Below are 19,996 nucleotides of genomic sequence, written 5' to 3'. Positions count from 1 at the left end.
CAAACACTGATGATCACACGCCGACCATGATCACAAAGACCCGAACAGCACCAGCCACCAGGCCGACAGTTGATCACGCAACCAGCGACAGAGCCAGTTTTTCTGTGTTCTTGTGTGGGGGGTGTGGCTGGTGGGAAAGCGACGGTTACGGCGGGTTGCGCCGTCATTTACCGTCGCCGCGCCTTCCGGGGCCCGCATTCGCGACCGGCTTCGCGTCTCGTCGGCTGATGAGAGGGTTCTGGCGCTCGTTGGTCGGCATCTTGGCAGTCTTGCCCGTGCTGATCTGGCCGAAAGAGTCCGTATCGGCGATGTTTCGGCAAAAGAGGGCGGGCGTGCGTGGCGGAAGAAAGCTCTGACGGCGGTGTCGTCGTCGCGGTGGGCGGGTGCGATTACCCGGGTCAGTGAGGATCAGTATCGGCTGTCGATGCGGTGCCTGCACGCCGACCGAATTGGTCTCAAGCAGGCGATCAGGACGATCAAGCGCCGCTTGTCCGCGCCGTGTGGTCAGCGTACGAACGGGGTCCGGGGATATGCCGACGCCGGCGAGCGTTGGCAGAAGCACCGTCGCGCTCAGGTGCTTCAGGCACGGTTGGCCGAGGTCGAGCAGCGCATCAGCGAAGGCCGGCCGTCCATCGTGGTCGGTGGACGGCGACTGGCCCACGCTCGTCACCATCTCGACGATGCCGGTCTGAGCCTTGATCAGTGGCGTACGAAGTGGGACGCGGCCCGGTGGTTCTTTACCGCTGACGGCGAGTCCGGTGCCCCGTTCGGGAACTACACCATCACCGTTCACCCGGACACCGGTGCGGTGACCATCGTGCTCCCGGAACCGTTGCGGCACTTGGCGAACGCGCCACGGGGCCGGTACCGGCTCGATTGCACGGTGAGGTTTCACCACCGACGCGAGGAATGGCTGGATCGCGTCACCACGAATACCGCCGTGCGTTACGACATCGGCTTCGACGTCGACCGTGGCCGCTGGTATCTCGACGCCTCCTGGTCCACATCCACCGCTGTGCTTCCCACCCCGAGTGAGATCACCACCGAGGGTGGGCGCCTGCTGAGCGTGGATCTCAATGCCGATCACCTCGCCGCAACGGTGGTGGACCCGCACGGCAACCCGGTCGGTGCACCGCACACCGTCCCGTGTGATCTCGCCGGGCCTGCCTCCAGGCGGGACGGGAGGTTGCGCCAGGCGGTCAGCGATCTGATCTATCTCGCCCGCGAGCATGGGTGTGTTGGGATCGCGACCGAAGACCTCGGTTTCACTGACGCCCGCACCACCGGCCGGGAAACGATGGGACGCGGCCGGCGCGGCAAGCGGTTTCGCCGCACCGTGGCCGGGATTCCCACCGCGCGGTTTCGGGAACGCCTTCGCGGGATGGCCTACCACGCCGGGCTGCTGGTGATCGCTGTCGATCCGGCGTACACCAGCAGGTGGGGCGAGAAGCACTGGAAAACCCCACTCCAAGGGCAAAGCAAGACTGTGGTCACGCGGCATCACGCTGCCGCGGTGGCCATCGGCAGACGTGGCCTGGGACACCGGGTGCGGCGTCGGCCAGGTGTGACCGCACCCGACCGGAGGATCGGTTCGCGGAGAGCTACCGGCCAGACCGCACCCGCCCCCAGGCCATGTGGGAGCACGCGACCACCGAGGACAGCGGGCACACCACGACGTGGTGGGAAGACCTGTCTGCGCCGAGGTGAGCAACTCGTGTTGTTCCCCGATCTCCACGACCGTTCGGGAGATCACCGGACTGTCAGTCCGGATTGTGGCGATCTGGCCAACAGCGGCCATTCACCCTAGGAACGGTAGGCCTCGGTCGTGACCCGGGAACCTTCCGAACGCACCTTCTCTGGACATACATGAGGAGGGGCACCCACAGTCCACGGAACCTCTGAGGTTCCGCTGAGCGACCACCCACCCAGACCATCCACCAACAGGCTCTGAGGCAGTATCGGCGGATGAACGCTCGGCCGAGGGCCAGCTTGGCCCGCATTCTGGAAGATCTCGGCAGCACCGTGCTCGACGTCGCGGTGTGCCCGGAACCGGCGCCGTCGGAGGTCACCACCGTCGCCGTGCACGATCCCGAAGAGCACCTGCAACCACCGGCCGGTGCCCTGGTGCTCGGCGTCGGGGTGGCAGATCCGGGGGATCTGCTGCTGCAACTGGGACGACATGCCGCGTCGGCCCTGGTGGTCCGCGGACCGCTGGTCGTCGACGAGCCGCTGCGCGAAGCCGTCCGATCCTCCGGAGTGGCGCTGCTGAGCGCGAGCAACGCTGCGTCCTGGACCCAGATCTTGTTGCTGGTGCGCACCGTTCTGCTGGACGGTGAGCTCGACGAACGGCAGGCGGAGCTGACCGGCAACCACATCGGCGAACTGTTCGCCTTGGCCAACGCGGTCGGAGCGGCGCTCGACACGCCGGTGACCATCGAGGACCGCTCGGCGCGGGTGGTGGCCTTCTCAGCGGATCAGGCCGCCGCCGACGCGCCGAGGGCGGCGACCGTGCTCGCCAGGCAGGTGCCGCAGGAATGGCAGCGACGACTCGCCGACAACGGGGTTTTCGAGCGGCTCTACCGCACCAGCGACCCGGTTTGGGTCGACTTGGGCGATGCGGATGTGCTTCCCCGCATGGCGGTGGCGGTACGCGCCGGCGAGGAAATCCTGGGCGCGATGTGGGCGGCGGTGCGCCGACCGTTCACCGCGGACGAGGAACGCGCCTTCGTCGCTGCCGCGAAGACGGCGGCATTGCACTTGCTGCAACAACGCGCGGCCGAGAACGCGGGGAAGTGGCGTCGATCGGAGCTGGTCCGACGCGTGCTGACCGGCGGCAGCGGCGCGGAGCTAGCGGCACGGCGGCTGGAGCTGGCGGAGGTCCCGCTGTGCGTCGTGCCCGCCGAGCCGTCCGACCGGCACGAGGACGGCGCCGAGCGCGAGCTCGCAGCGGAGCGCTTGTGCGAGCTGTTGGGCCTGCACCTCGCGGTGCGGCAATCCAAGGTCGCGACGGCGTCGGCACTGGGCACCGCCTACGCGATCTTGCCGCTGACAACGGCGGATCCGGATGCCGAGTCCAGGAACGCATTGGCCTTGTTGCAAGGTTTCGCGACTCGCCGCGACGCTGGAGCGGTCGTCGGGATGGGGCGCGTCGCGTGGTCGCCGGGGGAGGCGCCGCGTTCTCGCGCGGACGCGGATGCGGTGCTGGACGTGCTGCGCAGCGGTGACCGGCGGACTGCGCGGGTGGACGAGGTGTGGGAGCGGCTGTTCCTGGTGCGGCTGCGGGATCTGGTGGTCGACGACGAGGAACTGCGCGATGGGCCGGTCCAGGCCCTGACCGCCTACGACGCCGACCACCACGGCCAGCTCGTCGCGACCCTCTCCGCTTACCTCGACGCGTTCGGTGATGTGGCGAGGACCGCGCAGGTGATGCACGTGCACCCCAACACCCTGCGGTACCGGCTGCGACGGATCACCGAGGTCAGCGGCCTGGACCTGAGCAATCCGGATGCCCGTCTCGCGGTGGGCCTGCAACTGCGCGTTCAAGGAGGGTGACAGGTGTTTTCGCATGTACCCGCGCCTCGCCGGGTCGTGGTGGTCGGTGCCGGCGTGGTGGGCCTTTCCACCGCCTGGTTCCTGCAGGAACGCGGCGTGGAGGTCGTGGTGCTGGACCGCAGCGGCGTCGCCGCGGGCGCCTCGTGGGGCAATGCGGGCTGGCTGACCCCGAGCCTCGCCACCCCGCTGGGCGAGCCCAGCGTGCTTGTGTCGGCGCTGCGGTCGCTGGGGGATCCGAACGCCGCGTTGCACATTCCGCTGCGTCCGGACCCGGCGGTGCTGGCGTTCCTCGCTCGTTTCGCCGCCCGCTGCAACGCCCGGGCTTGGCAACGGTCGATGGCGGCATTGGTGCCGTTGAACCGACTGGCGTTGCAGACCTTCGACGAGCTGACCACCGGTGGTGTGCGGGCCGGCACCCACAGCGGCCCCATCCTTGTCGGGTTCGCGGATCCGGCCCACAGCGCCGCGCTGCGCCACGAGCTCGAACAGGTCAGCCGCGCCGGCTTGGACGTCCGCTGGCAGTCGGCGAACCCGACGATTCCCCAGCTGTCCGAACGGATCGTCGAGGTCCTGGAACTCCAGGGGCAGCGCTACCTGGAGCCCGGCCCCTTCGTGCACGCCCTCGCCGAATCGGTCCGCGACCGCGGCGGACGCATCGTTGCAGGCGCACGAGTACGGGCGATGCGGCACGGCCCGGGCGGTATCGCGGTGGAAACGTTCGCCGGCGCCCCGGAAGTCGGCGACGCGGTGGTCGTCGCGACCGGCTCGTGGCTCCCGGAACTGGCCAGGAAGCTCGGTGTGCGCACCCAGGTGCAGGCCGGTCGCGGCTACTCGTTCAGCGTCCCGACGGACGAACCGGCCGAGACGCCGGTCTACTTCCCGGCCGCGAAGGTGGCGTGCACGCCGTACCGAGGCCGGCTGCGCATCGCGGGCACGATGGAGTTCCGCGGCCCGGACGATCCGCTGCAGCCCGGCCGCGTCGATGCGATCGTCCGCTCGGTGAAGCCACTGCTGTCCGGTGTGGACTGGTCGGATGCGCAGGACGTGTGGGTGGGTCCACGGCCGATGACCCCGAACGGGCTTCCGCTGCTCGGAGCGACCAGTGCGCCTGGCATCTTCGTCGCAGGAGGCCACGGGATGTGGGGAGTGACGTTGGGGCCGATCAGCGGCAAGCTGCTCGCCGAACGCATCGTGACCGGCAAGACCCCTCCAGAACTCCGACCGTTCGACCCGCTGCGCAGATAGGCCACAGTAGACGATCGTCGCGTGCGGTCCGGCACGCCCGTCCTGGCCGGAGCCGTGGTGGAGGTTGTGGAGCATTTCGCCGATGCCGAACATGCCCATGGCGATGGCGACGACCTCCAGCCCGCCCAGTAGGCCCAGCCTGCGGATCGCCTGTGGCTCAAGGCCCTGTCCTCGCTGATCCCCCTGCCGCCGCTGGGCAAAGCTCACGCGAGCCAGGTCCTGACCGCGCCCTGGCATCGAAAGCGCCACCTACGAACGTGAGCTCTGCCGCGCGGGCCTCCTTCGCGTCGATCGCAGTCGCCGCGTGACCGTCAGGATTTGCCGCGGACGGCGACCACAGGGCTTCCCCCACGCGACGTCATCGTCTCCCGCGACGGGTCCAGTTGACCTGCTGTGAAGAGCCGCTCCGGTCGACTTCGATCGCGGATTGCAAGAATGAGCCTTCGAAGTATGCATCATCGTCGTCCTCGTTCAGCTTCCATTCAGGCTCCGGGGTCTGCATCGTGGCCTCGGTCCGCGCCAGCGCTTCACTGGCGATCTCCCTTGCAAGAAGGCCGTCGATGGTGTGCTCCTCCGCGGCCTTGCGGATGTCATCCGTGCTCAATCCGCGTATCGCATGGAGAAAACGGTCGGCGGATTCGGCGAACGCTTCACCGTAAGCAGAGCTACATGCTGCGTCGCGGAGGGACATGCGACCCGCCTGTACCTCGCGGGCCAGTTCGGCGAAGATCGGATTCTTCCCGTTCGCCGCTTTCTGGAGCGCGGCCTCATGGATGCGGCGAACTTCCTCCATGTCCACACTTATTCGCGGGATACGGCCAAGTAGTTCCTCGTTCACGGTCGGCCTCCATGTTCAAGATGCTCACACAGACGAATCAGGATGCTCATACGAGTGACTGCTCGGACTATCGCCCGGCAGTTTTTCCAGTTCGCAGCGTGGGCAACCTGGTAGATCAGATGCTGCGAAGATCGTCTCGAAGTACCTGCACGCGTCAAATGTGGCCGTAACGGCGGTCATCGTATTTCCGACGATATCGAAAATTTTCTGCAACGTCAGAAGGGTCTCGCCTCCGTTGACCACATCCACCACCAGCGACGGCACGAGCAGAAGTGCGTTCAGGGCAAGGTCTATGATGGTGTTGATGGCATCGTTGCAGATCATTTGGACTTCATAGATCATCTCCATGTAGAGCTTGTATTGTTCCCCCAATGCGTGGAATGCTTCGGATTCCGTCAATATCGCCTGCTGCAGCCGGGAGAAGTAATCCGCAGCGGTCTCCGCCGCGTTCCCTTCCCATATCTCCGGAAGCTTGACGAGGGCGGGGGTAAAATTTTCCGCGATCCCTTTCGTGGCGACACTGCAGGCCTCCCAGACGAGGGCGCATTTCGCCCACGCCTTCCACTCGCCGATGAAGCACTCGAGAACCCAGTCGATAGGATCGACCTCGAACAATTCTTTGAAAAGCGCTCGGACGGCAGCCATGAAGCTATACTTGTCGAAGGTCTTTCGGCACCACTGCTCTATTTCGCTGGCCTTCGGTTCCAGCTCTGCGGGGTCCTTCTTTGTCTTCAGCTCGTCCAGGACGCTTTGGTAAGCGAAGCCTCCTACTATGGTGGGCCCCACGGGTGGCAAACTTCCCTCGGTCTTCGCTTCTGGGTAGGAGGCGTCCAGCTCAGCTGCCTCGGATTCGTCGGTTTCATCGTAAAAATATGCGGCATTGCCTATCTCGCCCCCTGAAAGATCCAGAACTTCCTGCAGGAGTGACGTCCGCTCGCTCATCGCGTAGAGCACGTCGGAGTGGCCGCTCATGAGGATGTTGATGAATCCTTTCTTGTGCACACCCAAGTCGGCTTCGTCATTACAGAACCGAAACATCTCGTGCACGTCGCGACCGCAGTCATAAAGGAAGTCTCCGAATTCTTTCAGTGCCTCTGTGTCGACCTCGAACGACATGAGTCCCCCTTTGTTCGCGTTGTCTCCATGGCAACGATGATCCGGTAAGGCATTTGCGCCACGCTTGCCTCGCCCTTGTCTGCCGAATCGGCTGATGTCGCCGCGGTACTCAGCCTCGGCCGCGACTCACGAAGCGCTACGCAATAGATCTTCCGTTCCGTGGGCGTCCCCCAACGTCGCCAGGTAGCGAACTTGTTCGCGGCCTAGGGCGGAATCGGAATCCAGAACGTGCTCCCTTCGGCGGCTCACCCCTCATTCACCACCACGAAGCAGAGCTCACCGGCCCGCTTGCCTTCCCGTCATAATCACGAACACTCCGAAGCGACGGCCACCCCTTTGCGCGCACGCGCAAAGGGTCACCCCTGGGGCGCGAGCAGATCCGCTACCTCACGCGGCTGCTGGCCCCCAACCGGGATGTGTTTGATGAAAGATGTGGGGTGTTCGTGCTGCGGCAGAGAATCCCGTCCTGCCCCGACATCCGGTCTGCCGTCAGTGACGATGATTTCGAGCAGCACAAGGCTCGGCGCCGATGCCGTGGCCGCAGCCGACGGACTCACCGCCTGAACCTCTCGTTGCTCGCTTCGGATGATCGTTGGCGGCGGTCGGCGGGGAAGAGCGACGTAAGCGTGACGCAAGTGCCTTACCGGATCATCGTTGTCACCGGGACAACAAGGGCAAGGGGACTCAATGTCGTTCGAGGTCGATACCGCCCTGCATTCGGTGTCTCGGATGTGACCGTGGAGGCCGGGGGAGAGACATGACGCTGCGGATGGTGTTCGAGCGCGAGGATCTGCAACGAGTGCGGGTAGCCGCCGCGCCGGATCCGATGTGGGAGCTCGTGCTGAGCCTGCACCAGGTGCGGGAACGGCGGCTCGCGGCCCGGTACGTGCACTGGCGGCAGCAGGCAGGGGACCGGATCCGCCGCAGCGACCAGGCGCGGCGGTGGTTGTCCACTTTGTTCACGCTGGTGCCGCCGGAAGGAGATTTCCCCGACTTCCTCACTCCCGCGAAGCTGGTCACCGAGCTCGGCGCCGGCTGCGAGGCCGTGGCGTGCACTCCGCGGGGGCTCTTGCAGGCGGACTTGCGTGCGGTTTTCGCCGGTCGCACCGCCCCGGGTTGGGTGCGGGCGCTGGCCACCGCGGATCGCGGTCGGCTCCAGGATGTCGTGGGCGCGGTCCGCCAGGCCTACGACGTTCTGGTGGCGCCGCACTGGACGCAAGTGCGCGACGGTGTGGCGACCGACCGGACCGCGCGGGTGCAGGCGCTCACCGAGGGCGGGGTGGGAAAGCTGCTGGCCGGGATCCCCAGTGTCCGGGGGTGGGACGGTGAAGCGCTGTACCTCCAGTACCCGGTACAGCGCACCGTGCACCTCGCCGGGCGCGGGCTGACCCTGGTGCCCAGCTACTTCTGTTCGAGCAACCCGATCACGTTGATCGACCCCGAGCTGCCCCCGGTCCTGGTCTACCCCGCCGAGACCGGCGAAGGTATGCGGCCGGCGGCGGTCGAACCGTCGGCGAGGCTGGTCGCGCTCCTCGGTGGCACGCGCGCCGAATGCCTGGCGATCCTCGCCGCGCCCCACACCACCAGCGAGCTCGCCGACGATGTCGGTACGTCCGTCGCGACCGCCAGCCGGCAGGCCGCTGTGCTCCGCGATGCGGGGCTGATCACCAGCGAGCGGCGCGGCGGCGCGGTGCTCCACCACGTCACGCACCTCGGCTCCATGCTGCTCGTGGGTGGCGTGGGTGAACTCTGAATCCCCATTGCCCGGCGGTTTTCACTCCGGTGCAAAGGTGTGGCATCGCCCCGGCCGCTTCTGGGAGATTCCGCCCGTTGTGATCGTGACGATTTGGGGGATGTGGCATGCGTGTTCTTGTTGCGCTGCTCGGCATGGTCCTCGCGTCGGCGTTGCTCACCGGGAGCGCGTGGTCGGTGCGGGACGACCAGGTAGGACCGGCAGCGGGTTCGGTGACCCAGCCGACTGTCCGGGCTACTGGGCCGACGCTCAAGGTGCTCCAGTGGAACATCGACGGGGAAAAGGACAACGACGGCAGCGATCAGCCGATTGACCGGCTCGTCGAGAAGATCGAAGAGTTCGATCCGGACATCGTGACAGCCAACGAAGTGTGCAAGATCCAGTATGAGCACCTGCTCGAGAAGCTGAACGCACGCGGTATCGAAATGCATGGCAACTTCGGACAGGCGTCGAGTCCTCTGCTGTTTTCCTGCGGCGATTGGGATACCGATTACGTGGCCGGCAACGTGGTCCTCACCAAGGCGCCGATCCGGGATGCGACCAACTACTGGTTCGAGGGCACGGAACTCGCGGACGGTAAGACCAACCGCGGCTTCTCCTGCGTGACAGCCGAGTTCGCCACCGTCATGCGGGCCTGCTCAGTGCACCTCGCGCCGCAGGACGACGAAGGCAACGTCGATGAAGCGGTGGGTCAGGCGGCTACGATCGCCGATCTGGTGGGACAGTTTACCGACGAATACCCATACGTTATCGGCGGCGACTTCAACGCCGTACCGGACAAGCATCTGGAAAGCATGTACGCGCCGGATGCCGGTGGTAACGGTGAGTTCTACGAGGCCGCGTGGCAGCAGGATGGGCATGGATTCCAGACTCACCCCCAAGGCAAGCTGGACTACATCTTCGCTGACAGCAAGAACTTCCTTCCGGACATGACAGCGAGATCCCTCTACGGTGGAAAATGCGAGGGAAGCGCCATCCGGCACTGCTCGGATCATCGGCTGCTCTATGGAGAAGTGACCCTGCGTGCTCACGATGTTCCCAACCCGAACGTCCCGCCGGTCGACGATGCACCACCAGTTGTGGACGCGGGCCCGTCCGCCAGCGGAGACGAGGGCGCGCCGGTGAAGCTGAACGGTTCAGCGACCGACGATCGCGGTACGCCGGCTGTGCATTGGAGCTACCAGCCCGCCGAAGGCGTCGACGCCGGGACCGAATGCGAATTCGGATCCCCCGACAAGACGTCGACGTCGTTCTCGTGCAACGACGACGGCCGCTTCACGGTGGCGTTGACCGCCGATGACGGCCGCAATCCGCCGGTGTCGGACAGCGCGGTGGTGGACCTCCGCAACGTCGCGCCGAAGTTGACGTCGCAGGATCCCGAGCCGTGGTCGGTGTTCCGGGTGGGCACGGATGTTCCGTTCGGAGCATCGTTCACCGACCCGGGGGAGAACGACACGCACACGTGCTCCTACGAATGGGACGACCCCGATGCCCCGGAGGCCTCGGACACCTCGGACAGTTGCGAGCAGGGTCATACTTTCAGCCACGCTGGGATGTACACGGTCCGGGCAACGGTGACCGACGACGACGGCGGAAGCGACACCGCGTCGGTGCTCGTGGTCGTGTACGACCCCACGGCCGGGCTGCTCGCCAGCGCGGGAACGACTGGTGATGAGACGTTCGTGGCGTCGGCGAAGTACCCGGCGGAAGACTCGACGAAGCCGCTGGGCACGTACGTGCTGCACGCGGGCTCCACGCAACTGGTCACGACTTCCTTCGACTGGCTGGTGATCACGCCGGACGGGAAGGCGGCGCTGCGTGGCACGGGCACGGTCGACGGCAAGGAGCACGGTTTCCTCGTCTACGTCACGGCGGGCCATTTCCGGGCGGTGACCTGGCCGCTGTCGGAGAGCGAGAACCCACCGGCCGACCCAGAATACGACTCGAACCCGGGCGCGAGCTACGACGTGGACGAGGCGGACCCGATCCCAGTGCCCACCGGTGTCACGGTGATCGACACCGGCTGGCTGCCCGGACTGCCCGCGCCGGCGGGAGAACTGCTGGAGCGACTCCCGGGCGCAGCTGAGGAACTGGGGGATCTGCTTCCCCCGCTTGGCGGCTGACGACCACGGGAGCGGAGCACGAGGGCGATCTTGAGCCGACGGCCGCCGGCTGGCTGGTAGTTCGGGCATGGGAGCACGAAGATCCCGAAGACGCAGCAACCCGCACGCATCGGTGAGTCAAGGCTCAGTCGGCTGACGTCATCCCGCAATCGCCCTCGTCCTCCGCCGCGTAGTCGTCCTCGTCCTCGAACCTCTCGTTGATCTCCTCGATCGCGTGCCGTGCCGCCGTCGCCAGGTGGCGGGGGCACAGCCAGGCGTCAGGTGCACTGACGTCGGCGGGCTCCGCGAACTCTGCCGGCGCGTAGAGGTGGTTGAGGTGCTGCTGCAGGTCCTGGCTCTCCATGGGGTGCGCATCGCCGTGAGCGCACTGACCTTCCGTCGAGTCAGCGGCCACTGTGGATAAAATGTCCCGGATGTCTTTCGCCACGCCGTAGGGCATTTCCACGATCTCGACGCACCACGTGGCGATCAGCAGTGGAACGGTCCGCTCAACCGGATCGGCGTCCGCCGCCAGCGCTGCGTACCGGCGGGCTGCCCACAGCCCTGCCCCCTGCACGTCGCGATGCTCGTCGAACTGGTTGTCCTCGATCAGCGCGGTCAACGAGCCGATGTCGATCCTTCCGTCGGGGCGCAGGAATTCCGCGTCGAGGCGCGCGGTGTCCCGGCTGCCGAACAGCGTCTCCCGCCCCTGCCGCAACTCGCCCAACGCCGTCTCGGCGAGGCCGCGGAGGAAGGCGGGGCACAGCCAGTTCCGCACCGGGAGCCGGTCCTCGTCGTGCCATGCCGCGAGGCACGCCCTGCCGCCCGGACTGCGCAGCCGGATACCGTCCGAGGCTGTGCCTGCAGCGTCGAAGCCCGTTTCGGGGTGCTCGTCCGGCGCGTGGGCGCAGGTGCCGTCCCCGAGTTGGGGCAGCACCCCCTCCAGGCCCTCGATCATCTCGTCGAGCACGGACGAGGTCCGGATCCGGCCGGAGACCGCGTACCAGCAGCTGGCGTACATCGTCACGACGTAACCGGCCCGCACAGCGCGAGTCGGGTGGCTGGGCAACGAGCCGGCCAGGTATTCCAAGGTCCAGCGCGGGTCGGCGTACGGGTAGTCGTTGAGGATGCCGTCCAGGTCCTTGATGTCCGACTCGTGGTCGCGGGGCAGGTCCTCCGGCAGCTCGTCCGCGGAGAACGGGGCGATCACGTCCGCGGTGATCCGGGCGAAACCGGCGACGTTGGCCGGGCACCACCACTCCTCGTCGGCCCGCAGCCGCTCCAGATCGCCGAGATCGGGGCCGTGGTGCCAGATGTCGTCGTCATCCAGTTCGGCCACCACCTTCTCGTACGGGTGCCCGCGATGACCGCACGGCCGGTCCCGCAATGCCCGATCGGCGGTCAGCAGCGCGTCCACCACGACGTCCGCGACACCGTCGCCGGGCCGCCAGGCGACGTAGCCCGACATCGCCGCCAACCCGAAGGTCCACAGTGGTGCTTGTTCGCCACCGGGATCACCGGTCAGCAGGCGGGCGCACTCCAACACGAGCGAGTCCGCCTCGACGCCATCGGAGTTCGCGTGGACGGAGCGCCAGGAGCCGATGCGTTCGGCCAGCTTGTTGATCACGCCAGGTGCGACGCGGGGCGAGGCGGGGAGGTTCCCTCCCAGCACCAGCTCGGCGGAGCGACAGCGGTGCAAGATCAGCAGCCAGGGGCTCAGTACGTCCAGGCGCCGGTCACGACCCAGTGCTGGAAATGCCCCGACGTGAACGGCGGGCACAGCCGGAGCCCGGAGATCACGCCCGCGATGTCGGCCGATGGTCTGTCCGCATCCGCAGGGTTCCCGGAGTGGTGACGGGAGATCATGCGGCGAAGCCGTCGAGAAAGATGGACATGCAGTCCCTGGCGAGGTCCTCGCTGGTGTAGGCGTCGTCCGGGTGTCGCCACTTGATCGACAGCCACACGGCGTCGCGGATGAAGCGGTGGAAGACCTTCGATGGGATGTCGCCGCGGAACACCCCGGCCCGCTTGCCGTCATCGATGGTTTCCAGCCAGATCTGCTGCACTTCGTCGGCCAGCTTCTTGGCGTGCTGGTGCTCGGGGAGGTCGCGGAGGTTCGCCAGCTCGTTCTGGTAGACGATGGTGGCGTGCGGGCTTTCCTCGGCGGTGCGCAGCGACACCTCGACGATGGCGCGCAACCGGGAACGTGGGTCGAGCCGGCGGGGCGCGGTCGAGTTGTAGCGGGTTTTCAGGTCCTCCAGATAGCTGGTGATCACTTCCCGTACGATTGCGTCTTTCGACGGGAAGTAGTGGTACAGCGCGCCGGACTGCACCCCGACCTGGGATGCGATCCCACGCACGGTGGTCGCCGCGACGCCCTTGTCGGCGAACAGCTCGGCAGCGGCGTGCAGGATGTCGGCCCGGCGAATTTCGGCAGCAGCCATCCGCACCCTTTCAAGGACTGATCGATTGCTCAACGCAGCCTAGTCGGCAAGCTTCTCCGCGGTCAATCGTGCCACGCAAGCGATGTCAAAAAGCGTTACGGGAAAGCATTTTTCATAGATCGGCTGGGTTTGCGCGAGCGATGCCGGGCGTCGTTCCGAGTATTGACCAAGCGCTCGCTTGGGAGTAATACTGCGTCCCGACAGGCCGTCGAGGGCCTGGGACCGGAGGTAGCGGCGATGGCGGGGCCTGACCGGGACGAACCATTCGTGCGGCGCTGTTCGCTGGCCGAGCTGCATCACGTCGGCGTCGTGGTGCCCGACATCGAGCGGGCCGCCGCCGACGTCGAGCGGATCTACGGTCTGTCGGTCACGGTCTTCGACGAAACCCGGTTCACCTGCCGGATACGCGGTGCCGAGCACACCGTGGTGCAGCGCATCGGGCTTTCCACCGGTCCTCCGCCGCACCTGGAGCTGATCCGCGAGGTGCCCGGATCCGAGATCTGGACGCCTGCTCCGGGCATCCACCATCTGGGCTTCGTGGTCGACGACTTGGCGACCGCGACGCGCGAGTTGGAGCTGGCGGGTGCACCGGCGTGGATGTCCGGGACCCGGAAGGGCATCAGCCCGGCCGGCGCCACCTACCACCGCGACCCGCTGGGGCAGGTGTTCGAACTGATGGACGGCGCCCTCGCGGCGAAGCTGGCCGACCAGCTGGACCGAAGCGGACAGATATCGGATGAACGCGCGTGATCGATCGAGAATCTCCGGTCGCTCGCCCTGGAACTGGCCGACCGGAACATCCGGGTGAACGTGGTCCTGCCTGCCGGGGTGGACACCGCGCGAGGGCATTCCAAGGTCCTGCCCGGATTGATGGAAGGGCCGCCGGACCTCCGGCCGGTGTTCATGAACAGCCTCCCGGTCGAACGCGCCGAATCCGTCGACGTCAGCAACGTCCTGCTGTTCCTCGCCTCGGACGACGCCCGCTACGTGACCGGCGTCGCGATGCCGGTCGACGACGGTTCCACCATCCGCTGACCCGGATTTCCCCAACAACAGAGGAGAAAAGCCCATGAGCCCACGTGTTGTCTACGCCCGCAGCGTGCACGACGATGCCGAGATCAACGCCTGCATCGAGGTTCTGCGCGGCGGGCCGTTCGGCTTGAAGATCGGTAAGAACGTAGCCGAGATGGAACGGACCGTCGCCGACCTCTACGGCAAGCGACTGGGCGTGATGTGCAACTCGGGCTCGTCGGCGATCTACCTGGCGCTCGAACTGCTCGACCTGCCGAAGGGCGCGGAGGTGATCACCTCGCCGCTGACCTTCTCCACCGACGTTGCGCCCATCGTGCGTGGTGGCTGGGTCCCGGTGTTCGCCGACGTCGCGCCGGACACCTACAACGTGGACGCCACCAAGATCGAGGCGCTGATCACTGAGAAGACCCGGGCCATCCTGATCCCCAACCTCGCGGGGAACGCGCCGGACTGGGACGTGATCCGGGATGTCGCCGACCGCCACGGGCTGAAGGTGATCGAGGACTCCTGCGACTGCATCGGCACGACGCTGCGCGGCACCAAGACCGGCAGCCGCTCGGACATCACGGTCACCAGCTTCGCGATGGCGCACATCGTCACCTGCGCCGGCAACGGCGGCATGGTGTGCCTGGACGACGAAGCGTTGCGGGACAAGGCGTTGATGCTGCGGCGGTGGGGGCGGCGCTCGGAACCGCACCTGTTCGGCTCCGCCAAGACCGGGCGGGTGTTCCGCGAGGACCTCGACGGCGTGGCCTACGACAACGACTTCATCTTCGACGTGCTGCCGTGGAACTTCGAACCGTCCGAGCTCGGTGCCGCGTTCGGGTTGCAGCAGCTGAAGAAGCTCGACGCGAACTTCGAACGCCGCGCGGAGATCTTCGACGCCTTCAACGCGGCCTTCGGCAGCTACCCGACGCTGTTCTCGCTGCCCCGCCAGCAGGAGGGCTTCCACACCGCGTGGCTGTGCTACCCGGTGCTGGTCCGGCCCGACGCCGGGTTCGCGCGCAGCGACCTGCAGGAGTCCCTCGAAGCGGCGGGCATCGACACGCGCACCGTGTGGAGCGGGAACATCACCCGGCACCCGATGATGCGGGGCGTCGAACACCGGCTTCCTGACGACGGGCTGCCCAACGCGGACGCCGTGTTCGAGCGTGGCATGTCGTTGGGGATGAGCCACGGCACCACGGCGGAGGAACTCGACCACGTGGTGGCCAGCATCCGCGCCTTCGCATCGCGCTTCGCGCCCGCTTCGGCTGGCTGACCGCCGGAGGTGATGGTGTTGCCGGAGAAACCCATCAAGACCGCGCTGTACGCGCCACCGATCGGGCGCGATGTGGACGCGTGGCGGGAGGCACTGCGTCGGCTGGACGACAGCGGGCTGACCGCGGTCTCGGTGTCCGACCACTTCCTCGTGGGACGCCAGGATCCCATCGCCGCGCTGGCCGCGCTGGCGATGAGCACCCGGCGGCTACGGGTCATGGCGCTGGTCCTGTGCAACGACTACCGGCACCCGGTGATCACCCACCACGCGGCGGCCACCATCGACGTGCTCTCCGGCGGGCGGCTGGACCTGGGACTCGGGGCCGGTTACCTGGCCGCCGAGTACGCGGCGGCCGGGTTGCCCTACGACCCGCCGGGGCAGCGCGTCGACCGGCTCGCGGAGTCGATCGAGGTCATCAAGGCGTTGTTCACCGGCCGGCCGGTGCGCCACGAAGGCGAGGCCTACGCGGTGACCGGCCTGACCGGCTCCCCGGCACCGGTGCAAACCCCGCACCCGCCGCTGCTGATCGGCGGCGGCGGGAAGCGGATGCTCACCATGGCCGGGGAGCACGCGCAGATCGCCGGGATCCACTCGAACCTCCGGCACGGCTCCGCCTACAACGCGGCGGTCATCGAGGACATGCTGCCCGAACGGATGGCGCGCAAGGTCGCGTGGGTTCGGGAGGCGGCGGAGCGTGCCGGACGCGACCCCGACCAGCTGGATCACCTCTCGATCACCTGGACCTGCCGAGTGGTGGACGGTCCACAACAGACCGACGCGGCACTCGCCGAGGTATGCCAGGCCTACGGAGTCGATCCAGCGGTCGGTCGGCGGTCGACGGGCCTGCTGGTCGGCACCGTGGAGCAGTGCGTCGAGCAGCTCCAGCACCGCCGAGAGGAACTGGGCTTGAACTACGTCGACTTCGGGGCCGCCGATGCCGCCGAAGTCGCCCCGCTGGTCGCGGCGCTGGCCGCGCTGGACTGAAAGCCCTGCCATCCGGCAGATCCTTTGACAACGGAGTCAAGATGTCCGAAGCAGTCGCGCCAAGACCGGATTCCGCGGTGCTGCGCAAGGTGGCGTTCTCCGGCCTGCTCGGCACCGTCATCGAGTACTACGACTTCCTGCTCTACGGCACGATGGCCGCCATCGTGTTCGGGCGGTTGTTCTTCCCTGGATCCGATCCGGTGGTCGGCACCATCGCCTCTTTCGGCACGCTGGCCGTCGGCTACGTGGCCAGGCCCGTCGGCGGGATCGTCTTCGGGCACTTCGGCGACCGGATCGGCCGCAAGTCGATGCTCATCCTCACCATGACGATGATGGGTCTGGCGAGCGTGCTGATCGGCCTGCTGCCGACCTACTCCGCGTTCGGGGTCGGCGCGCCCGCCCTGCTGGTGCTGCTGCGGATCGTCCAGGGCGTGGCCATCGGCGGCGAATGGGCCGGCGCCACGCTGATGGTCGTCGAGCACGCCGACCCGCGGCGCAGGGGCCTGTGGAACGGCCTGCTGCAGATGGGGTCGCCGCTGGGGTCGGTGCTCTCGACGATCGCGGTCGCCCTCGTGACCCGGCTGCCCGAGGAGCAGTTGCTGTCGTGGGGCTGGCGGTTGCCGTTCCTGTTCAGCGCGGTGCTGCTCGGCGTCGGCCTGTACGTGCGGATCAGCGTCACCGAGAGCCCGCTGTTCGAGCAGGCGCGAACCGTTGCGGAGAAGCCGCGGATTCCGCTGGTGCAGGTGCTGCGCAACCCCGGCACCTGCGCGCTCGCCTGCGCCGTCGGCATCGGCCCCTTCGCGCTGACTGCGCTGGTCAGCACCTTCATGATCACTTACGGCAAGGCCATCGGGTACGCCACCGCCGACGTGGTGAACGGGGTGCTGATCGTCGCGGTGATGGGTCTGGTGACCATTCCGCTGTTCTCCGCGCTGTCGGACCGCGTCGGACGGCGGGCGGTGGTGCTCGGCGGAGCGGTGGCGATCGTGCTGCTGGCCTTCCCGATCTACGCCCTGGTCAACGCGAAGACCGTGGCCCTGCTGTTCGCCGGGATGGTGCTGGGCCAGCTGATCCAGAACGCGATGTACGCGCCGCTCGGCCCGCTGCTGTCGGAGATGTTCGGCACCAGCGTCCGCTACACCGGCGTTTCGCTCGGCTACCAGGCGGCAGCGCTCATCGGCGGCGGCTTCACGCCGCTGTTCGCCAGCAGCGTGTTCACCGCCTCCGGCGCCCCGTCGAGCACTCCGCTCGCCATCCTCGCCACCGCATGCGGACTCGTGACCCTGGTGGCCGTCTGGCGCACCGGCGAAACCCGCGGCCGCGATCTGGCGGGGACCAGCAGAACTCGCACCCCGGTCTCGGGTTGAGCCCGGTGCGTCCAACGAGGACAGTCGTGGTCCTCGCGGAGGGTGCCGGAGCGTCCCGAGCGCACGCACGAAGGAGGAGAGATGGGGCAAACCGACGCAGATGCGCCGGGCAACGCCTTCGAGATGCTGGCGTCCACGCCGACCAGCATCGGGCACCTCGCGCTGCATTTCCGGCCCGGCGAGGGCGCCCCGGCCACGCGGTTCTTCCAGTTGCTGGGCGCGCGGGTACGGGCGTTCCCCAACCAGCTCTCGGACGAGCCGCTGCATATCGTCTCGATCGACAGCGCCGCGCCCGACGGGGCCGACAACATCATCTATCTGTTCGCGATGAAGCCGGCCCAGGTCGAACTGGAGGCCGTGATCGCGGAGAAGCTCGGCGCGAGCACGGACGCCCCGCATCCGGCACTGCGGACGTTCCTGGAGCACCGGGCGCAGTGGCCGGAGTCGTACCTGCACTTCGGGGTGCACTTCGCGGAGCTGGCGGAACTCGAAGGCGCGGTCTCCCGGATCCGGGACGAGATGGCCGCCGACCCGGCTTTCGCGGCCCGGATCCAGAGCCTGCAGGTGCTGAAGGCGCGCGGGGAGGACGGTGACACCGGGATCGATCAGCGGATGGCCGAGTCCCCGGTCTTCTCGCACGCCGACGGGTTCGCCTACGGCAAGCATGCGGCGCAGGTCCACATCCGGACCGACCTGTTCAGCACGGGGATCGGCATCGGCGGGTCGGTCGTGGAGCTGGACTTCGTGTTCACTGGTCCCGGGCGCGAGCGCAACCCGTTCAACTCGCTCGCACCCTGACCGGATCGATGATCAGGAGGTTATTCGGTGGAGACCCGCCAACTCGGTGGTGATGGCCCGGCACTGTCGGTGGTGGGCCTGGGCTGCAACAACTTTGGCATGAAGCTGGACCAGGAGGCCAGCGCCGCGGTGATCGATGCCGCTCTCGACGCGGGCGTCACCCATTTCGACACGGCGGAGATGTACGGTGGCGGCCGTTCCGAGGAGTTCATCGGGGCCGCGCTGGGTGCGCGACGCGACGAGGTCGTGCTCGCCACGAAGTTCCTGCCCCGTCCGGAGGACGAGCCGTACGTGCCCGGCGCGCTGCGCAGGCGCATCCTCGAAGCCTGCGAGGCGAGCCTGCGCCGGCTTCGCACCGATCGGATCGACCTGTACTACCAGCACTACCCCGATCCGGAGGCGCCGGTCGACGAGGCATTGGAGACGCTCGACGAGCTGGTCCAGCAGGGCAAGGTGCTCCACATCGCGTCATCCAACGTCAGCGCGGACCAGATCGCGACGGCGGCGGGTGCTTCCGCCGAGCGCTCGCTGGCCCGCTTCTGCGGCACCCAGATCGAGTGGAACCTGCTTTCGCGCGAGGTCGAGCGGGACGTCGTTCCCGCGGCACGGGCCAACGGGCTGGGTGTCGTCCCGTACTTCCCGTTGGCGTCCGGGATGCTCACCGGCAAATACCGCCGAGGCGGCGGATTTCCGGCGGGTTCGCGGTTCGACGCGATGTCGTTCTTCGCCGACCGGGTCGTCAGCGACGACAACTTCGAGCGGGTCGAGGCGCTGACCGCGTTCGCCGAGGAGCGGGGGCATTCGATCCTGGAGCTGGCCGTGGCGTGGCTCGCCGCGCAGGACGGCGTCGCGTCAGTGATCACGGGAGCCACCACGCCGGATCAGGTGCACGCGAACACCGCGGCCGCGAGCTGGACATTGACTTCGGCGGACCTCGCGGCCCTGCCCTGAACGGAGCTTTGCGGAGCGAGCATGTGACAGGTCGACCGAAGGGCATTGGTGCGGTCCCTCAGGCACCGGGGTAGCGGTGCGAGCCACCTCGCCCGTTGTGGCGCGTGCACGTGAGGCTCTCGGCCGTCTCGATCCTGAAGGAGAGCACGATGCCCGCGCAGGAAGAGGAGTTCGGCGCGGCCCGAGTTGGGCTCGGTCCGGCTGCTGGTCAACAACGCCGGTATCGAGAGTTCGGCTACCTCGGGGAAGTCCCGCCGGAGAATTGGCGCCGTATCGTGGACGTCAACAACAGCGGGTGTATCCCCGGCGTCCCGGCCTTCTTGCCCGGCATGTTCGAGGAGCAGGTGAGCGTTGACCTGTGAAAAGGGTGTCCCGCGTGCGGCAAGGCGTCGGGGGAATCGCACCAGAACCGGCGGCCGCCGTATGGATATCGCCTCGTTGATGCGGGGCCGCACCCGAGTCGGTCGGCGCTGGATCTGGCTACGGCGCCGTGGGTGCGGTGGATTTTCGAGCAGCGTGCCGCAGGGTGCAGCGTGGCCGGCATCGCACGGGA

At 67.4% G+C, this 19,996-nt stretch carries 18 protein-coding genes; 13 read left to right on the top strand and 5 right to left on the bottom strand.

Going from position 1 to position 19,996, the window contains the following annotated elements:
- The first annotated feature begins 130 nt into the window (after positions 1-130).
- The 3 genes from AC07FN_RS38970 (at position 131) to AC07FN_RS38960 (ending at position 4,797) form a co-directional block, all read left to right on the top strand.
- The gene (locus AC07FN_RS38970; RefSeq protein ID WP_478400169.1) at positions 131-1,807 is read left to right on the top strand and encodes a nuclease/transposase family protein; all 1,677 of its coding nucleotides are present in this window, start codon (positions 131-133) and stop codon (positions 1,805-1,807) included.
- 158 nt (positions 1,808-1,965) lie between these two features.
- Positions 1,966-3,552, top strand: coding sequence for a PucR family transcriptional regulator (locus tag AC07FN_RS38965; protein WP_478400168.1), 1,587 nt, complete (start codon positions 1,966-1,968; stop codon positions 3,550-3,552).
- A 3-nt stretch (positions 3,553-3,555) separates the two neighbouring features.
- The gene (locus AC07FN_RS38960) at positions 3,556-4,797 is read left to right on the top strand and encodes an NAD(P)/FAD-dependent oxidoreductase (protein ID WP_478400167.1); all 1,242 of its coding nucleotides are present in this window, start codon (positions 3,556-3,558) and stop codon (positions 4,795-4,797) included.
- A 358-nt stretch (positions 4,798-5,155) separates the two neighbouring features.
- Here the strand turns inward: AC07FN_RS38960 and AC07FN_RS38955 are convergent, their stop codons facing one another.
- Both AC07FN_RS38955 and AC07FN_RS38950 read right to left on the bottom strand, forming a co-directional pair.
- Entirely contained in the window at positions 5,156-5,635 is a 480-nt protein-coding gene (locus tag AC07FN_RS38955) for a hypothetical protein (RefSeq protein WP_478400166.1), read from the bottom strand.
- Positions 5,636-5,659: 24 nt separating this feature from the next.
- Positions 5,660-6,751, bottom strand: a complete 1,092-nt coding sequence (locus tag AC07FN_RS38950) for a hypothetical protein (RefSeq protein ID WP_478400165.1) — start codon at positions 6,749-6,751, stop codon at positions 5,660-5,662.
- Positions 6,752-7,508: 757 nt separating this feature from the next.
- Between AC07FN_RS38950 and AC07FN_RS38945 the strand changes: the two genes are divergently transcribed.
- Together AC07FN_RS38945 and AC07FN_RS38940 are read left to right on the top strand one after the other, a co-directional pair.
- Positions 7,509-8,504, top strand: a complete 996-nt coding sequence (locus AC07FN_RS38945; RefSeq protein ID WP_478400164.1) for an ArsR/SmtB family transcription factor — start codon at positions 7,509-7,511, stop codon at positions 8,502-8,504.
- Positions 8,505-8,611: 107 nt separating this feature from the next.
- Positions 8,612-10,627, top strand: coding sequence for an endonuclease/exonuclease/phosphatase family protein (locus AC07FN_RS38940; RefSeq protein WP_478400163.1), 2,016 nt, complete (start codon positions 8,612-8,614; stop codon positions 10,625-10,627).
- A gap of 124 nt (positions 10,628-10,751) precedes the next feature.
- Here AC07FN_RS38940 and AC07FN_RS38935 read toward each other — a convergent pair whose 3' ends face one another.
- The 3 genes from AC07FN_RS38935 to AC07FN_RS38925 all read right to left on the bottom strand — a co-directional run bounded on the left by AC07FN_RS38935 (position 10,752) and on the right by AC07FN_RS38925 (position 13,050).
- A complete protein-coding gene (locus AC07FN_RS38935) occupies positions 10,752-12,233 on the bottom strand; it encodes a hypothetical protein (RefSeq protein WP_478400162.1) in 1,482 nt (493 codons plus the stop codon).
- An 89-nt stretch (positions 12,234-12,322) separates the two neighbouring features.
- Positions 12,323-12,472 carry a hypothetical protein gene (locus tag AC07FN_RS38930; protein ID WP_478400161.1) on the bottom strand — a complete coding sequence of 50 codons (150 nt, stop codon included), beginning with the start codon at positions 12,470-12,472 and terminating at the stop codon, positions 12,323-12,325.
- Positions 12,469-13,050 (bottom strand): TetR/AcrR family transcriptional regulator, encoded by a 582-nt coding sequence (locus AC07FN_RS38925; protein WP_478400160.1) that lies wholly within the window; start codon positions 13,048-13,050, stop codon positions 12,469-12,471. Before AC07FN_RS38925 ends, AC07FN_RS38930 begins: the two co-directional genes overlap by 4 nt.
- 237 nt (positions 13,051-13,287) lie before the next feature.
- Between AC07FN_RS38925 and AC07FN_RS38920 the strand changes: the two genes are divergently transcribed.
- The 8 genes from AC07FN_RS38920 (at position 13,288) to AC07FN_RS38885 (ending at position 19,805) form a co-directional block, all read left to right on the top strand.
- Positions 13,288-13,800, top strand: a complete 513-nt coding sequence (locus AC07FN_RS38920) for a VOC family protein (protein ID WP_478400159.1) — start codon at positions 13,288-13,290, stop codon at positions 13,798-13,800.
- A 3-nt stretch (positions 13,801-13,803) separates the two neighbouring features.
- Entirely contained in the window at positions 13,804-14,085 is a 282-nt protein-coding gene (locus tag AC07FN_RS38915) for an SDR family oxidoreductase (protein WP_478400171.1), read from the top strand.
- A gap of 34 nt (positions 14,086-14,119) precedes the next feature.
- Complete coding sequence (locus AC07FN_RS38910; protein WP_478400158.1) at positions 14,120-15,343, top strand: DegT/DnrJ/EryC1/StrS family aminotransferase; 1,224 nt, start codon at positions 14,120-14,122, stop codon at positions 15,341-15,343.
- Positions 15,344-15,361: 18 nt separating this feature from the next.
- A complete protein-coding gene (locus tag AC07FN_RS38905; protein WP_478400157.1) occupies positions 15,362-16,327 on the top strand; it encodes a TIGR03621 family F420-dependent LLM class oxidoreductase in 966 nt (321 codons plus the stop codon).
- 41 nt (positions 16,328-16,368) lie between these two features.
- Positions 16,369-17,694, top strand: a complete 1,326-nt coding sequence (locus AC07FN_RS38900; RefSeq protein ID WP_478400156.1) for an MFS transporter — start codon at positions 16,369-16,371, stop codon at positions 17,692-17,694.
- 81 nt (positions 17,695-17,775) lie between these two features.
- A complete protein-coding gene (locus tag AC07FN_RS38895) occupies positions 17,776-18,492 on the top strand; it encodes a hypothetical protein (protein WP_478400155.1) in 717 nt (238 codons plus the stop codon).
- Between the two features lie 27 nt (positions 18,493-18,519).
- The gene (locus tag AC07FN_RS38890) at positions 18,520-19,443 is read left to right on the top strand and encodes an aldo/keto reductase (protein WP_478400154.1); all 924 of its coding nucleotides are present in this window, start codon (positions 18,520-18,522) and stop codon (positions 19,441-19,443) included.
- A gap of 149 nt (positions 19,444-19,592) precedes the next feature.
- Complete coding sequence (locus tag AC07FN_RS38885; protein WP_478400153.1) at positions 19,593-19,805, top strand: hypothetical protein; 213 nt, start codon at positions 19,593-19,595, stop codon at positions 19,803-19,805.
- The last annotated feature ends 191 nt before the right edge of the window (positions 19,806-19,996 follow it).

Source organism: Saccharopolyspora sp. NPDC045941, from assembly GCF_056431445.1.
This window is presented reverse-complemented; position numbering and strand designations above follow the sequence as displayed.

What these genes read in the sequence shown, in the direction of transcription:
- AC07FN_RS38965 (WP_478400168.1), top strand. Translation starts at nt 1,966, where the DNA reads ATGAACGCTCGGCCGAGGGCCAGCTTGGCCCGCATTCTGGAAGATCTC.
- AC07FN_RS38950 (WP_478400165.1), bottom strand. Translation starts at nt 6,751, where the DNA reads ATGTCGTTCGAGGTCGACACAGAGGCACTGAAAGAATTCGGAGACTTC.
- AC07FN_RS38945 (WP_478400164.1), top strand. Translation starts at nt 7,509, where the DNA reads ATGACGCTGCGGATGGTGTTCGAGCGCGAGGATCTGCAACGAGTGCGG.
- AC07FN_RS38940 (WP_478400163.1), top strand. Translation starts at nt 8,612, where the DNA reads ATGCGTGTTCTTGTTGCGCTGCTCGGCATGGTCCTCGCGTCGGCGTTG.
- AC07FN_RS38930 (WP_478400161.1), bottom strand. Translation starts at nt 12,472, where the DNA reads ATGATCTCCCGTCACCACTCCGGGAACCCTGCGGATGCGGACAGACCA.
- AC07FN_RS38925 (WP_478400160.1), bottom strand. Translation starts at nt 13,050, where the DNA reads ATGGCTGCTGCCGAAATTCGCCGGGCCGACATCCTGCACGCCGCTGCC.
- AC07FN_RS38920 (WP_478400159.1), top strand. Translation starts at nt 13,288, where the DNA reads ATGGCGGGGCCTGACCGGGACGAACCATTCGTGCGGCGCTGTTCGCTG.
- AC07FN_RS38910 (WP_478400158.1), top strand. Translation starts at nt 14,120, where the DNA reads ATGAGCCCACGTGTTGTCTACGCCCGCAGCGTGCACGACGATGCCGAG.
- AC07FN_RS38900 (WP_478400156.1), top strand. Translation starts at nt 16,369, where the DNA reads ATGTCCGAAGCAGTCGCGCCAAGACCGGATTCCGCGGTGCTGCGCAAG.
- AC07FN_RS38895 (WP_478400155.1), top strand. Translation starts at nt 17,776, where the DNA reads ATGGGGCAAACCGACGCAGATGCGCCGGGCAACGCCTTCGAGATGCTG.
- AC07FN_RS38885 (WP_478400153.1), top strand. Translation starts at nt 19,593, where the DNA reads ATGCCCGCGCAGGAAGAGGAGTTCGGCGCGGCCCGAGTTGGGCTCGGT.